Below are 13,840 nucleotides of genomic sequence, written 5' to 3' on the forward strand. Positions count from 1 at the left end.
AAACGCACCCACTTAGCCAAGTATATTATTACCCTTTTAATACCCTGACTCAAAACGGGGTGGACCGCAGGGCGGCTCGAGATAGAACAGTGTCCCCGGAAAATTCTACAAGGGCACAGGACAAAAGGGCACAGGAAAATACCAACTTGTTCAGAGATTCCTTAGGACGGGTTGAGAGGCAGAGCCGACGTCTGCTGACGTCCTCGATAGCTGTCGAACAGGCTCATCTGATGTACGCAGCTTAGCGTGCAGGTGGGCGCGCAGTCTTTTTTGGCGCGGTACTCGCGGCGTATATCCTCGCGCCCGTATTCCAGCAGCGGTATTGCCGGATAGCCGCGCTGCTGGGAGCACCAATGCACCTTGCCGTCTTCGGTGATATAGAGATATCGGGCTCCTGCTCGGCATTTCCAGTCATTTGGCTTGCCCTGCATCAGGTTTTTCTGAAACAGCCTGTAGTTCAGCGAATGCACCAGAGAGGGCGAAATCTCCGTCACCTGCTTATAGGCCGCCATCTGTGCGGAGGAGAGCGCCTTCAATCCGCCAGAATGGTCGTGCAGCACTCCCACTGAGTGCTGAAACCCGTATTTCGCCGCTGTTTCGGCGATGGTGATCACATCCTGCGTGCGCTCGCCCGTTACGCCGAGCACGGAATTGACATTCACCTTGAACTTGGCATGTTCAGCCAGCAATTTCAGCCGCCCTTCCACAGAGCTGAGGCTCTTCATGGAAATATCGTCCGCCACCAAATTATCGATGCTGATCTGCATTCCCTGCAGCCGCGCCTTGTTCAGTCGCTCGATCCAGCCGCTCGAAAGCTTGAACCCGTTTGTGATCATGGTCACGATCATGCCTGCATCGCGCCCATGCCGGATCACCTTGTCCAGATCCGGATGGAGCAACGTTTCCCCACCCGTCACCGTCAGCGAAGCTGTGCCCAGCTTCGCCAAATGGTCCACCCTCGCCAGCAAATCCTTCAGTGGCACCGGGGCCGAGAAATCGTCATATTCATTGCAGTAGCCGCAGGCCAGATTGCACCGCCTTGTCACCACCATTTGCGCCAGCAGTGGCGTGTAGCGCGTGAAAATCGCCTTTCCCGCGAAGCGTACCCCCGCGCCGAGCGTGCTCAAGCGTTCTTTCAACACAGTCTTTTCCACGCGGATTCGCTCTTTCCATCCGGTCTAAATGGACATGACCGTAAAGAAAGACCAAGAAAAATACAATCACGCGACGGAGCACAATGCGTCACGCCACTTTGGCGTCCGGCTGTTTATGGATCTTCACCACGGCCGGCAGGCGGTTCCACAGGCCGCGCTTCCTGGAGGCAAAAAACGTGGTGATGTGGAATTAGGCGATGGGGCTGGTCGACCGCCACAGCGCCATTGTGGAAGAAGAAGCGAGCCTATGCCAGCCTCCAACATCATACCACCCCCCATGGCTTACCCCGGCACACAGCCGGGGGAACAGCGGTTGAGGTTTGACACGGCAAGTGGGGAATTTCGCCCGTGCACGAGGGGCGGCCCTCACGGTTTCCTAACGACGGCCAAGCACGGCATTGACAATACCGTACCGTATGGTATATTTTTATCAGCTTCATTGACTGGAGATAGAACCATGTCCGAACCCATTCGCCTGCTGGGAATTTCCGGCAGCATCCGCAAGGCTTCCACCAATACCATCGTGCTCCACACACTGAGCGAGGCGCTCGTCACCAGCGGGAAAGCCACGCTGGAGGTGTTTCCCCTTGATGACGTGCCGCTCTACAACGGCGACCTGGAGGCCGATCTGCCAGCGCCGGTGGCGGCGCTGAAATCGGCCATCACCGCAGCCGACGGGCTGGTGCTGGTGACGCCGGAGTTCAACCACGGCATTCCCGGCGTGCTGAAGAACGCCATCGACTGGGCCTCCCGCCCGGCCTTCGCTGCCCCGCTGGTGGGCAAGCCGGTGTTGCCAATCACCTCTTCTCCCGGCTTCGTCGGGGGCGCGCGCGTGCATGCACAGTTGCTGGCCACGCTGCATTCCACCCTGTCACGCGTAGTGGTGGGGCCGGACGTGGTGATCGCCGGCATCGGCCAGAAGATCACCAACGGGCGGTTGACCGATGCCACCACGCTGGAGTTCTGCTTAAAGGCCATCGACACGCTGCTAGCCGAAATCCGTATTTTTTCCCGTACGGCGGCCTGACATGGCGGGCGCTGCCGGGCCACGCCGCACGGCGCGGGGCGAGGCACGGGAGGCGGCGTTGCGCGACCGCGCGGGGGAGATGTTCCTGGCCCGCGGCTATGACGGCTTCAGCCTGGACGAACTGGTGCGCGACGTCGGCGGCAGCAAAGGCGCCGTCTACAGCTTCTATGGCGGCAAAGATGGGCTGTTCGTTGCCGCCATGGAATCTCTGATTGAAGAGATCACCGTGCCGGTGAAGCAGCTGTCCCTGGACGGGTTGTCGGTGGAAGAGGGGCTGCGCCGCTTCGCCGCCACCCTGCTGGCCATGCTGCTGCTGCCGCGCCACCTGGATTTCCAACGCCTGGTGATCGCCGAGGGGCGGCGCCATCCGCAGGTGGCGGCAGACTGGTATCGCGTGGGTCCGCGCGCCACCCATGCCATCCTGGCACGTTTCCTGGCGACGGCGCAGGCGCGCGGGACCATCCGGCCGGAGCCAGATCCCACCGCCGTCGCCGTGCTGTTCCACAACATGGTGGTGTTCGACCTGATGACCCGCGCCCTGACCGGTACCGACATACCCGGCATCGACGCGGTAGCCACCACCATCGATCATGCGGTGAGTTTCACCGCCGCCGCCCTTTTGCCAGGGACCGGATCATGACACTTTACCCAGCCAGCATCGTCTTTGCCATTTTCCTCGGCACGCTGGCGGCCCTGCCACCCTTGTCCATCGACATGGCACTGCCGGCCCTGGGACGGATCGCCACCGCGCTGCACGGCAACTCAACCCAGGCTGGGCTCACACTCAGCCTGTTCATGGCCGGCTTTGCCGTAAGCCCACTGGCCTATGGCCCGCTGGCCGACCGCCACGGTCGTCGGCCAGTGCTGCTTGGCGGCCTTTCTTTGTTCGCGCTGGGCGGCGTCGGCGCCGCACTGGCCAACTCCATGCCACTGCTGCTGGCCGCGCGGCTGGTGCAGGGCGCCGGGGCGGGCGTGGGCATGACGCTGGCCTTTGCCATGGTGCGCGATCTATTCGACGGCGCCATCGCCCATGCGCGGCTGGCACTGATCACCATGGTGGCCAATGTGGCTCCCATCCTGGCCCCCATGCTGGGCACCGGCGTGCTGGCCCTGGGCGGCTGGCGCGCCATATACGGCGTGACCGCCATTTGCGGCCTGGGCGCCGTCACGCTGGTGGCGCTAGCCCTGACCGAGACACGCAAGCCTACCCGCACATCGCAACCCATGCTACCGGCTCTGCGACGCGATTACGCCCAACTGCTGGGCCAGCCAGCCGTGGTGATCCACGTGCTGGCCAATGCGCTCGGCTTTGCTTGGATGTTCGCCTATGTTGCCGGCTCCTCCAGCATCCTGCTCGGCCTTTATCACGTGGCACCGCCCGTCTATGCTGGGTTGTTCGCTTGCACCGGCGCAGGCATCGTCGCTGGCGCGGCCCTGTCCGGCCAGTTGGCCAAGGCCGGTTTCCCCGGCCCGATCCTGCTCCTCACCGCCATGATCCTGGCACTGGCATCCTCGGTGGCGATCCTGCTTCTGCCTGAGCTTTCCCTCTGGACGTTGATGCCACTGCTGGTGCTGGCCACCGCCGCCTCCGGCCTCGCGGCTCCCGCCGCCAGCCACGGCGCGCTGGCCTTGGTGCCCGACCTAGCTGGCATGGCCGGCGGCTTCCTGACCTGCGTGCAAATGGCCGCTGGTGCCCTGGCCAGCTGGACCGTCGCCATATTGCTGCCCCGTCACGGCGTTTCCGCCATGGCGCTGGTCATGGCATGCTGCGCCTTGTTGGCGCTGGTGATGTATGGGGCTTTCTGCGTGATGCAAAGCAGAAGGGCAGCAAGAGTTAAGGGATAAAGCCTTATTTTTTCTGGAAGATTCCCATCACTATTGGATCACGTTTCCTGAGCCTTGGCACGCCCGTGAATTGGTCAGTCAACTTGAATTCCGCGGAGTGTTGGTAAAGTCGACTGAGACGTTTGCCATGGGCCGTATCGGCGCACCACAGTGCACTCACGCGAACGTCAGCGGGGTGGATGACGAGGGGCTGAAACGGGGGTTTCAACATCTGATAGAAATGATCCGCGAAGTGCCATACCGCACGATCGACTAGCTATTGCGGTGACTCTATAATGAATGAAAGTACTAGGCAGGCGGGCCGGTTCAGCCCAGGTTGGGCTCCGCGTCGTAATCTGTCCAGCGCGCCCTGGTCCGCGCTGGTGCCGCGCGCACCTCGCCCGCGCCTCCCGGCAGTTCTGCCGTGCGGCATCGGAGCCCATCTGAATGGCGAACCGCCCAGCCATCCTGCGGCTCGCGGTGCATGACGGCGGCACGGTCCAGATGGCGGACGATCTCGGCCACAACCGCTTCGCCTGAATGCGCCAGCTCCGCCTCGAACCAGACCAGGGCCACGGCCATAAGCCAGAAGCTGGCTGACGGTCCAACCATCGTACGGGCCGAGAATGGCGAGGCGGATGAACGCGCCACCGTCGGCGACCTCGACCGCCGCTCCCCAGAGGCGCAGCGGTCTGCACGGAAGCAAATCGACGCCGACAAGGGTGGATGGATACAGTCTGGGTGCTGGGTTCCATGGCCACCTCCTTCATTTGGTGAAGACCGCCCATTGGCCGTCAGTCACAAGTTGAACGGCGATGCCCTCCTCGACGCGGCAGGCCTCGATTTCCACCTCGCCGGGGTCGGCGCAGGCGACGAATAGGTCTTCCAGGTTCTCGATCTTCCTGCCCAGATCGCGAAGTATGGAAGCAGATGCAGCGGATCGTCACCGCGCGTCAGAGTGTCGGCCAGGCGCAGATGCGGCACGTGGCGGGGCAGATCGTGGCCCTCGGCGTGCTCGCGGATCAATTCGTCCAGGATGCGGATCTGGGTTGGGATTTGGGGCATGTCTATGTCTCCAAGGCGCGGGGTTGATTGGCCCGCACCGCGCGGGCGAGACCATGACCTGCGCTCCAGACGGGACGCAGCCGCGCCCTGGGTGGTACAGAGGAAGAACGGAAGGGGTAGGCACTTGAAGGCACCTGGCCCTTCCGTTCCAACCCACCGCCGATCTTCGACAGTCGGAGACCGGGAAAGACGAAGCAGTCCCAACTTTGACGAAAAAGTACGGGCAACATGTCACTGTGTGGGGGGCTTTGAGCCCCCCCCCCACACAGTGACATGCCGGCGTGCCGTTTCGCGGCCGAGGCCGACAAAGCCCACGCGGGCCTGGGCACGACCGCGCAAGCAGACCAGCCTCCATGCGAAAACCGACAAGTTTCGCATCCACGAGATAAGCAGAACCGTGCCATCGAGACGATCACTTCATCCCTTCAGGGGGATGAGGTGTCGTCGTGCGGGAACAAGCCAGCCCATTCAAGCACTCCAGCACGCGGATCGGACGGGAAAAAATTCTTCCCCCCTCTTGAGCCAGATTGGCGCCCAGCACATCTGGTGAGGTCCACTGCCGCCGTCCTGGCTGCAGGGACGACGATCATTCCAAACATTGGAGACGAGACAATCTCAATCACCTACATCGCCCCCACGGGCGACAAGGGCCAGGAAGGCGCAAGCAGCGACGAGCCCGACACTCTGAAACTCGGCCTCGACAACCGTCCCCCTCCCGCCCCTGCCGACAAATGATCACCTCGTAACGAATGGTGTTATTTACGCGTGGCGCCGACCCGCCTAGGTTGCGCTCGATTCTATCGAAAGGCGAATGAATGGCCGGGAAGCCAGCGGCGCGATTGACGGACATGCACACCTGCCCGGCCAGCAACGGCCCCGTACCGCATGTCGGCGGCCCCATCTCCGGTCCCGGCTGCCCGACCGTGTTGATCGGCGGCCTGCCCGCCGCGCGCGTCTCCGACATGGCGGTGTGCGTCGGCCCGCCGGACACGGTGGCGATGGGCTCCTCCACCGTGCTGATTGGCGGCATGCCTGCGGCGCGGATGGGTGACCAGATGTCGCATGGCGGCGTCATCGCGCTGGGCTGCTTCACGGTGCTGATCGGCGAGAGCGGCGGCAGCGGTGGCGGCGGCAATGCCGGGGCGGTGGGCGCCGGCCCGGCCGCCCCGCCCTGCCCGCGCCAGGCCGCGGCGGCGGGCGCGCCCTTCATGAGCATGGGGTAGCATGGCGGCTGGTCTTGCTGACATTCTGGCCGGGTGGCCATCCCCGGTTTTCGCCGTGCTGGATGGCGCGAAATACGACGACCTCCCCGCCCTGTTGCGGCAGGTGGATGTGCGCACGCGCTCGCTGTTTCTGGAATATCGCGGCAATGCCGGGATCGTGCGCGCAGGCCCGCATCTGGCACTGCTGAACGAGCGGCGGCTGCGCAACCTGCTGCGCATCGAGGGCATCGAGGGCGCGGCCGTGTTCTGGCGGGTGGAGGAACCGGACGAGCCCGCCTTCTACCGGCATCTGCGCACGCTGAACCTGGTGGAGATTCCAGCCCCGCCACCGGCCCAAGGCGCGGCGCCGGACCCGTTCGCGCCGGCGCAGCGGACGGTGATGTTCCGCCATTGGGACCCAAGCGTGCTGGCGATGATCCTGCCGGTGCTGACCCTGGCACAGCGCGCCCGGCTGTTCGGCCCGGCGGCGGCACTGGCGATCGCGGCGCCGGAGGGGGCGTTGCAGGCCAAGCGCCGGGCGGACTGGCCGGCGCCCGCGCACGGGCGGCTGGTGCTGAACGAGGCGCAGATGCAGGCGCTCTCGGGAGCGATGACGGCACGCTCGCACCGGGCGATCGCGTCCTATCTGCGCGATGCCGCGCCGGACCAGACCAGGGGCATGGATGAGGCCGGGCTGCTGGGTTTCGTGGCGCGGAATGAGGCGCAGGGACGGGCGTTGGGCCTCAAGACCGAGCGCGGGCTGGGACGCTTCGCGTATCTGACCTTGATCAGCCGTGGCGCGGTTTGGAACGCGCCCCCTGCCCTGGACTATCTTCGGAACGCGGCGGACGGCCCCGACAAGGCGATCGCGCGGCTGCTGTCGGCCATCGGTGAGCGGATGTTGCAAAGGGGAACGGCATGAGCGCAACGGCCGGGGCGGCCTTTGTGGCGGCCCAATTCGTTCCCGGCCTGGACGTCGCGGTCGACGCCGTGGCGCTTGGCATCGCCGGCGCCGCGGCGGTGGGCGCCATTGGGGCCGAGATCTACCAACATGCGGGCCATCAGGCTGTCCAGGCGAATACCAAGGCCGACGAGCAGCTCAAAGACTCCGATGCTTCCGAGCCTTGCGTTGAATGTGATGAGGACCCGTGTGCGCATTTGCGTAAGGGCAATGGCACAGGCAAATACCGTGGCGGTGCACATGGTGAAACCAAGGGGCCAACAGGTGACGGGCTTGATTCTCATCATACGCCGGCGGCGTCTGCCAATAAAATGGGAGGTGGGCCGAATAAGGACGATGGACCAGCGATCCAGATGGAACCTGTCGATCATCGCAGTACGGCAAGTTATGGTCGAAGCCCGGCTGCGATGGCATATCAGGAAAAACAGGCTCAGCTTATAAAAGATGGAAAGCTTCTCGACGCGGCCAAGATGGATATTGAAGACGTCAAGAAAATTGCGGAGAGATCTGGCGACCCACATAAATATGACGAAGCCATAAAAGAAATGCAGCGTTACGTGGAATGCCTACAAAACCAGATCAACCAAAACCGCCCCTGAACAGCCTGAAAGGAAAAATAAATGAAGTGGGTAATTTCTCCATATGAAGGCGTTTCTCAAGACGGACTTCATGCCATTAAATTCGGCATGAATGCTCTGCAAGCGGAACGTGCTTTCTGTCCGTACGAAAGCAAAATCGAACGATCGTCTGACTATATTAACGCTTATTTTCCTGGCGTGGAAACACCGATTTTGGGATTCAGAAACGATTATCTCATTGATATCGGCTTTGGCTGGCGAACAGAGGCCGTTTTTGTTTGTGGAATGGATCATTTTCATACGGCACCTCGTTTTTTCCTGGAGGAAATCAGCCGGAACGACAAATATCTGATGACCGATGGGCACGATGCGTTCTTTTCGCCCAAATTCGGCATTGCCTTCGATCTGCTCGATTTAGATGAAAGCGACAAGACGATATGGGCATATTCGCGTGAAGAGCTGGAACGGATTTTGGTTAAATGCACGCCATTCAGGGGCGTCTGACAGTTAGATCGCCAGCAGGAACCGGCACTCTATGAGAGACCTGACATGACCAAGCTCAATGCAAATTTCGCATACTGCATCAAGAAATTCGGCCCGCCCGCCGGTGGAGAGCCAGTCCCTCGGCGAAGACGGGCCGCAGCGACGGGTATTTCTTGCGGATGGATTTGAGCACGTTGGGCGCACCGTCGCGGTCTTGAACATCGGCGGGATGGATAACCAAGCCCACGAGGTTCCCGAGTGTATCCGTGACGATATGCCGTTTGCGCCCCTTGATCTTCTTGCCCGCATCAAACCCGCGCGGCCCGCCGGCCTCGGTCGTTTTCACCGACTGGCTATCGATCACGCCCGCAGTTGGCGATGCCGAGCGCCCGGCCAACTCCCGCGCCTGCACGACCAGGGCGCGGTTGATGCGCATGAGCGTGCCATCACGGCTGAAGCGGTAGAAATACGCCTGCACCGTCGTGAAGGGCGCGAACTCCCTGGGGAGTTGCCGCCACTGGCAGCCAGTGAACAGCATGTAGAGAATCGCTTCAACAATCACGCACAGCGACACAGAGCGCGGCCGCCCCCGCCGCGCAGGCGCTGGCATAAATGGCGCAATCAAAGCCCATTCGCCATCGGTAAGGTTGCTTGCATAGCGCAGATCATCCCGGCAGTATCGCTGCCGAGCGGTTTCAGTCCAAGTCATCGGGATTCCGTCAGTTGTTGCAAACCAACAAAATCACAACCAACTGAAATCGCTAAACTATTTTTTCGGTCAGGCTCTTAAAGAGAAATCATGATTGGCTAATATAAAGCAAATATCGAAACGGAAAGCATAGTCAGCGATGCCGCAGTATAAACCCTTTTCATATGGTCCTTTTGCTAATCCAACTGATGCACAGATAGGCCTTTGCCGGATGATTGATAATAAATATGGTGTGGGAGTTGGCGTAGCATGGCAGGATAGAGACTATGTACGTCTCTTCCGTGAGCCAACCGTTGGCAAAGACGGGTTAACCAAAATGGTGGTGGTAGAGAATTTTGGACCCGTACGCCCGAATTCAATAACCAGCTCAGCGTCTGGTGCAGCACCAAAATTCAAAAGCAGCGTTCCCAAAGTAGCTTCTGGAAATAATTTACCAAGCACAGGGGCGCTTGCTTTTGATACCGTAGGTGTTGCTGCAGACGCTTTCTCTATGGTGTTGGCATATTCTGCCGTTACTGTGGCTTTTGCCGCAATTACAGAAGGCGCATTAACAACCGGGGCCGTTGCTCTTGTTGCGTTTACAGGGTTTGAATTTTTGGATTCATTAGCTATGCTCTTTGCAGACGGTATCATGACGATGTCAGAATATTATGATCGAGCATCAGGAAACACGAAGTTAGAAAATGCCGTTAAGAATAATTGGTATTACGATCAAATCGAGACATGGGGTCCAGTACTTGCTTTGCCCGCCCTAGGAAAAGACATCGCAGATTTTAGAAAATTGCGCCAAGTTGGTGCTGATTTAAAAGATTTACGACAGCAGATGGGGCAAAGCCTCGGTATTTTAGCAACTGAATGGGTACAGTATGGTGATCAAGAAGTGCTTGCCCATATGAAAAGACTTAATGAGTTTGTCGATCAAGTGGAAGATAATGCTAAAGATATAGCTCATGACCTGTCTTCTCTTAAATTTTATTCATCCCCATTGGATTTGTTTTCAATCGTCGTTGATTTTAAAAATGGCCAAGATATTTACGACGGTATGAGAAATGATTTTGAAAAGTGGTTTTCTCAACCAGACGGAAAAGTTAGCGAAGATCAATTACGGCATGAAGCGATGTCTCATTTTTCAATGAATCCTCGTGCGGAAGTTGGCGCATCATCTATGCAAAACTACAGAAGAGAACTTTATAGATCTACGAATTATGCAAAATTTCATGTTTATTCAGCTAAGTTAACATCAAAAAAGTGAAAGCTACTGACGTGAACGATTCAAATTCAGTTGAATTTCCCTGGCCGGACCGCGTAACCGGCGCTAAACGATGCGCACGCACCACATTCTTTAGTCTTTTTGGAATGGCCTTCCTTTTGGAAGCCGTGTTTTTTCAATTTTTTCCAGCAGAGCCAATGCCTTTAAGTTTTAATCGCGGAATTTTGATTCTTGTTCCTCCCGCACTGATTTTTTTACCGATTATAATGTGGAATGGCGCTTTTAAGCGGCGGCTATGGGCATTTGTTTTTCTAAAAATAATATCTACAACCGTTCTCGGTTTAGTTGTTTTGAATGATATAGGTTATTTTATATGGGCCTTATCGCAAGGAAATAATTTTCATTTGTTTCCTCCTCCAATTGATGCTCTTTTGCTATTAAGCTACCCTGATTTTATCATATTTTGTTTAGTTACTTCGACTATTGCTGCTTCAATAGGATTTTTTACAGGCCGGGCCTATGGCTGGTTTTATGCGGTCGGGATTAATGATACCTGGGAATAAATGTGGTCATCGCACGATCTGTTAAAAATTGCCCGCTAAGCCGTAAGCGGCTGGTTCAGATTAGACTTCATAAAACAAGATTTTCGGAAAAGCGTCCCGATCAAACGGGTTCAGCCGCCAGCGCCCGGTAGAGGGTCGCCCGATGCACTCCGAATAGGCGGGCGACCTCAGCAACCGGCTTGCCCTCCTGCTCAGTGAGCTGCCGGGCATGGGCGATCTGCTCGGCCGAGAGGGAGGGGCGAGGCCCGAACCTTACTCCGCGCGCCTTGGCGGCGATCCGGCCGGTGCTGGTGCGCTCCACGATCAGGGACCGCTCGAAATCGGCGATGCCGGCGAACACGGTCAGCACCATGCGCCCGGCCGGGGTGGTGGTGTCGGCCCATGGTTCGGCCAATGAGCGTAGGCCGGCCCCGGCCTCCTTGATGCGCTCGGCGATTTCCAACAGGTCGCGGGTGGACCGGGCGAGACGATCGAGGTGCGTGACCGTCACCACGTCGCCGGCACGCAGATGATCTAGCAGCCGTTCCAGCTCCGGCCGGTTGCGCTTCGCGCCGCTGACCTTTTCCTCGAAGATGCGGGTGCAGCCAGCCTCCCGTAGCAGGGCGCGCTGTTGCGCCAGGTCCTGCCCCTGGGTGGACGCACGCGCATAGCCGAGCAGGGGGCCGGGAGAGGAAGCTTTGGACATGCCTCCGTTGTAGCCGCCAGGAATTGTCGCGCAAATCCTACAGACCGTGTGGAAACTCCGCCTAGTCTACGGTCTGGGCATTTTCTGGCGTCCCGACGAGACGGGAAACTGCTCCGTCTGCCTTCCCGACCGTGTTAGCGCTGTTTTCTGCCGCTGGAGGCAAGAGGCGGCCTTTTAGGCCCTCATGTCCTGGCTGCGGCGATCAATTCCGGGACGCCGACCAGGGTGATAGCCCTTCTGATATTGTAGGCGAGCGCGGTGAGACTGAACTCCCCGCGGACATTCTCCAGCCGGCGCATGAGGAACGCGCCCTGGTTCATCCACTGCTTGATGGTGCCGAATGGATGCTCGACTGTTTCCCGCCGCTGGTCCATCACCTCCGGCCGGGCTGCGAGCCGGGCCGCCATGCGGTCCATGACGCCCTCATTGTCCAGGCGCGACACACGGCGATAGGTGTTGGCAGTGCAGCGTTGCTTGAGCACGCAGTTCCGGCAAGCTTTGCGGTTGCAGTAATCGACCTTCCGGTTGCCCCGCAGCTTGGCTGCGTAGAGAGGCAACAAGGTGGCCCCGCCTGGACAAACGTAAACGTTTTTGTCCGGATCGTATAGGAACGCCTCCTTGGTGAAGAAACCTTCGCGGGCGGCTGTGCCTTTGGCCGGCTTGGGCACATAGGCTGTAATGCCCGTTTCCTCGCAAGCCTCGATATCCTCGATCTTGTAATAACCCCGGTCGGCAACAACCTCGATGGTCTCCACGCCAAGAGCCTCCATGGCCGCCGCCGCCGTTGGGGCGAGGAGCCCAAGATCGATAACTTGGCTGCTGACCTTCTGCTCGGCGATCAGCTTGTGCTTCACGTCCACCGCAAGCTGGATGTTGTACCCCACGCCGACCTTGGTCATGCGGGCCATGGCACGGGCGTCCGGGTCGGTCAGCGATATCTGGTCCTCGCCCGTGCGCTCCAGCTCATCCATGAGGGCCTGGTGGCGGTTGCGCTTGCCGCGGATCGCCGCGATCTTCTCCGCCAACCCGCCGCTACCGCTGCCGCTGGCCCGGTCTTCATCGGCGTCGCCCTCATCCAGCCGCGCCATATAGGCAGATAGTTTTCCGTCCGCCTCGCGGATGAACGCCGCTAGCGCCGCGCGGGTAAAGTTGCGGTCCTTGTTGCTCACCGCCTTAATGCGGGTGCCGTCGACGGCCAGCAATTCACGCCCGAACAGGTCGAGCTGGCGGCACAACAGGACGAACTGGCGGAACACCAGCTTGAACGTCGCACGGTTGTCGCGGCGGAAATCAGCGATGGTCTTGAAGTCCGGCTTCAAGTGCCGCAGCAGCCAGATCACCTCGATATTGCGATGGCTCTCGGCCTCAAGCCGGCGGCTGGACCGCACACGGTTGAGGTAGCCGTAAATGTAGAGCTTCAACAGGTCCGCCGGGTGGTAACCGGGGCGGCCCGTCGCTTTAGCCGCGGCCCGGACAAACCCCAGAGCTTGCAGGTCAAGTTCGTCAACAAATGCTTCAATGAACCGGACCGGGTTCTCCGGCCCCACGTAATCGTCAATCGCCTCGGGCAAAAGGAGAGGCTGCGAACGATCCGTCCCTCTAAGATGTGCCATGGCAAACCGTACCATCACGCATCAATTCAAGGAATCATCGCCCGGGAAGTTTCCACACGGTCTGCACAAGTTGTACGACAGGTTGCGGGTCACATGCATAGCGGGAAAAATTCTCTGCACATCGGATGGTCCAAAATTGCCATGCCGAAATCAGCCACAACAGGACAACCTTACCATTTGGAAGAAACGGATGCGATCATGGGCGAACCTCGTACATCGCCTCTTGAAATAAGTTGATTCAGCCAGAATAGGCCGGAACACTTATTCCAACCTTACCAATCGCCTTCAGCAACTCTGGCATTGTTGTATAAGCCCCCTTGAACATAAGGTCACTTAGATTTTGATCGAGTCGAAATCCTTCGTCTGTGCCGACATAGATCATTGGATGATAAATATCGACGCCTCGCGCCCCGGAGATGTAGCCGATTACGATGACATCGGTATATTTGCTTCCCGGCAACTTTCGAAAAACCACGGATATTATGCCATCGATGGCTGGCGGCCATTCATAATCGGGCGTATCGGGCCAAGTCAAATCATAAATATCTCTGCCGTTTTGGTAGAGGCTCAGGGCAACATATGGTGTTACAGCAGGGTCAAAGCCTAAAGCTGCATCGCCCGGCAGAGGATCGGGAATGATGGGCTGCTGCCGGTTTGGTGGACAGCAAGTTAAGCTAGTGTCCTGATTCGGAATTTGTCTTCATTTTGGGCATTTTTGTGAGGGACCGCAGGCAGAAGCGTTGAATTGAGGCGAGGATATCGTCGG

General features: G+C 59.1%; 15 protein-coding genes and 1 pseudogene. 10 read left to right on the top strand and 6 right to left on the bottom strand.

Going from position 1 to position 13,840, the window contains the following annotated elements; all coding sequences use genetic code 11:
* Positions 1-161 precede the first annotated feature (161 nt).
* Entirely contained in the window at positions 162-1,154 is a 993-nt protein-coding gene (locus AB7D48_RS16860) for a radical SAM protein (protein WP_427981597.1), read from the bottom strand.
* A 457-nt stretch (positions 1,155-1,611) separates the two neighbouring features.
* On the opposite strand from AB7D48_RS16860, the gene AB7D48_RS16865 reads away from it, so the two are divergent.
* Genes AB7D48_RS16865 through AB7D48_RS16875 form a run of 3 tightly spaced genes read left to right on the top strand, consistent with a single transcriptional unit; the run spans position 1,612 to position 4,026 of the window.
* On the top strand, positions 1,612-2,181 hold the full coding sequence (locus AB7D48_RS16865; protein WP_427981599.1) for an NADPH-dependent FMN reductase: 570 nt from the start codon (positions 1,612-1,614) through the stop codon (positions 2,179-2,181).
* 1 nt (position 2,182) lies between these two features.
* Positions 2,183-2,821: a TetR/AcrR family transcriptional regulator gene (locus tag AB7D48_RS16870; protein WP_427981601.1), complete on the top strand. Its 639-nt coding sequence runs from the start codon at positions 2,183-2,185 to the stop codon at positions 2,819-2,821.
* Positions 2,818-4,026, top strand: a complete 1,209-nt coding sequence (locus tag AB7D48_RS16875) for a Bcr/CflA family efflux MFS transporter (RefSeq protein ID WP_427981603.1) — start codon at positions 2,818-2,820, stop codon at positions 4,024-4,026. The genes AB7D48_RS16870 and AB7D48_RS16875 overlap by 4 nt, the downstream gene beginning before the upstream one ends.
* A gap of 306 nt (positions 4,027-4,332) precedes the next feature.
* Here the strand turns inward: AB7D48_RS16875 and AB7D48_RS16880 are convergent, their stop codons facing one another.
* Positions 4,333-4,617 carry a hypothetical protein gene (locus tag AB7D48_RS16880; protein WP_427981605.1) on the bottom strand — a complete coding sequence of 95 codons (285 nt, stop codon included), beginning with the start codon at positions 4,615-4,617 and terminating at the stop codon, positions 4,333-4,335.
* Positions 4,618-4,935: 318 nt separating this feature from the next.
* On the opposite strand from AB7D48_RS16880, the gene AB7D48_RS16885 reads away from it, so the two are divergent.
* The 5 genes from AB7D48_RS16885 (at position 4,936) to AB7D48_RS16905 (ending at position 8,315) form a co-directional block, all read left to right on the top strand.
* Positions 4,936-5,097: a hypothetical protein gene (locus AB7D48_RS16885; protein WP_427981606.1), complete on the top strand. Its 162-nt coding sequence runs from the start codon at positions 4,936-4,938 to the stop codon at positions 5,095-5,097.
* A 788-nt stretch (positions 5,098-5,885) separates the two neighbouring features.
* Positions 5,886-6,293 (top strand): PAAR domain-containing protein, encoded by a 408-nt coding sequence (locus AB7D48_RS16890; RefSeq protein WP_427981608.1) that lies wholly within the window; start codon positions 5,886-5,888, stop codon positions 6,291-6,293.
* Between the two features lies 1 nt (position 6,294).
* Positions 6,295-7,194, top strand: a complete 900-nt coding sequence (locus AB7D48_RS16895) for a DUF4123 domain-containing protein (RefSeq protein WP_427981611.1) — start codon at positions 6,295-6,297, stop codon at positions 7,192-7,194.
* On the top strand, positions 7,191-7,832 hold the full coding sequence (locus AB7D48_RS16900) for a hypothetical protein (protein WP_427981613.1): 642 nt from the start codon (positions 7,191-7,193) through the stop codon (positions 7,830-7,832). Before AB7D48_RS16895 ends, AB7D48_RS16900 begins: the two co-directional genes overlap by 4 nt.
* A 21-nt stretch (positions 7,833-7,853) precedes the next feature.
* Entirely contained in the window at positions 7,854-8,315 is a 462-nt protein-coding gene (locus tag AB7D48_RS16905; RefSeq protein ID WP_427981616.1) for a hypothetical protein, read from the top strand.
* Between the two features lie 115 nt (positions 8,316-8,430).
* Here AB7D48_RS16905 and AB7D48_RS16910 read toward each other — a convergent pair.
* Positions 8,431-9,003, bottom strand: a pseudogene (locus tag AB7D48_RS16910) (IS5 family transposase); the annotation flags it as partial.
* A 211-nt stretch (positions 9,004-9,214) separates the two neighbouring features.
* On the opposite strand from AB7D48_RS16910, the gene AB7D48_RS16915 reads away from it, so the two are divergent.
* Together AB7D48_RS16915 and AB7D48_RS16920 are read left to right on the top strand one after the other, a co-directional pair.
* Complete coding sequence (locus AB7D48_RS16915) at positions 9,215-10,255, top strand: hypothetical protein (protein ID WP_427981618.1); 1,041 nt, start codon at positions 9,215-9,217, stop codon at positions 10,253-10,255.
* Entirely contained in the window at positions 10,252-10,776 is a 525-nt protein-coding gene (locus AB7D48_RS16920) for a hypothetical protein (RefSeq protein WP_427981620.1), read from the top strand. The genes AB7D48_RS16915 and AB7D48_RS16920 overlap by 4 nt, the downstream gene beginning before the upstream one ends.
* 100 nt (positions 10,777-10,876) lie before the next feature.
* On the opposite strand, the gene AB7D48_RS16925 is transcribed toward AB7D48_RS16920, so the two are convergent.
* From AB7D48_RS16925 to AB7D48_RS16935, 3 genes are all read right to left on the bottom strand, one after another.
* Entirely contained in the window at positions 10,877-11,461 is a 585-nt protein-coding gene (locus AB7D48_RS16925; protein WP_427981622.1) for a recombinase family protein, read from the bottom strand.
* 182 nt (positions 11,462-11,643) lie between these two features.
* Positions 11,644-13,089: an IS1182 family transposase gene (locus tag AB7D48_RS16930; RefSeq protein ID WP_427981627.1), complete on the bottom strand. Its 1,446-nt coding sequence runs from the start codon at positions 13,087-13,089 to the stop codon at positions 11,644-11,646.
* A gap of 223 nt (positions 13,090-13,312) precedes the next feature.
* Entirely contained in the window at positions 13,313-13,609 is a 297-nt protein-coding gene (locus tag AB7D48_RS16935; protein WP_427981624.1) for a hypothetical protein, read from the bottom strand.
* Between the last annotated feature and the right edge of the window lie 231 nt (positions 13,610-13,840).

The sequence above is a fragment of the Acidocella sp. genome, from assembly GCF_050253495.1.
In the GTDB taxonomy this organism is placed as follows: Bacteria; Pseudomonadota; Alphaproteobacteria; order Acetobacterales; family Acetobacteraceae; genus Acidocella.

Coding starts and splice junctions, on each gene's coding strand:
- AB7D48_RS16915 (WP_427981618.1), top strand. CDS start 9,215: ATGATTGATAATAAATATGGTGTGGGAGTTGGCGTAGCATGGCAGGAT.
- AB7D48_RS16905 (WP_427981616.1), top strand. CDS start 7,854: ATGAAGTGGGTAATTTCTCCATATGAAGGCGTTTCTCAAGACGGACTT.
- AB7D48_RS16895 (WP_427981611.1), top strand. CDS start 6,295: ATGGCGGCTGGTCTTGCTGACATTCTGGCCGGGTGGCCATCCCCGGTT.
- AB7D48_RS16865 (WP_427981599.1), top strand. CDS start 1,612: ATGTCCGAACCCATTCGCCTGCTGGGAATTTCCGGCAGCATCCGCAAG.
- AB7D48_RS16930 (WP_427981627.1), bottom strand. CDS start 13,089: ATGGTACGGTTTGCCATGGCACATCTTAGAGGGACGGATCGTTCGCAG.
- AB7D48_RS16870 (WP_427981601.1), top strand. CDS start 2,183: ATGGCGGGCGCTGCCGGGCCACGCCGCACGGCGCGGGGCGAGGCACGG.
- AB7D48_RS16875 (WP_427981603.1), top strand. CDS start 2,818: ATGACACTTTACCCAGCCAGCATCGTCTTTGCCATTTTCCTCGGCACG.
- AB7D48_RS16925 (WP_427981622.1), bottom strand. CDS start 11,461: ATGTCCAAAGCTTCCTCTCCCGGCCCCCTGCTCGGCTATGCGCGTGCG.
- AB7D48_RS16880 (WP_427981605.1), bottom strand. CDS start 4,617: ATGGTTGGACCGTCAGCCAGCTTCTGGCTTATGGCCGTGGCCCTGGTC.
- AB7D48_RS16885 (WP_427981606.1), top strand. CDS start 4,936: ATGCAGCGGATCGTCACCGCGCGTCAGAGTGTCGGCCAGGCGCAGATG.
- AB7D48_RS16890 (WP_427981608.1), top strand. CDS start 5,886: ATGGCCGGGAAGCCAGCGGCGCGATTGACGGACATGCACACCTGCCCG.
- AB7D48_RS16900 (WP_427981613.1), top strand. CDS start 7,191: ATGAGCGCAACGGCCGGGGCGGCCTTTGTGGCGGCCCAATTCGTTCCC.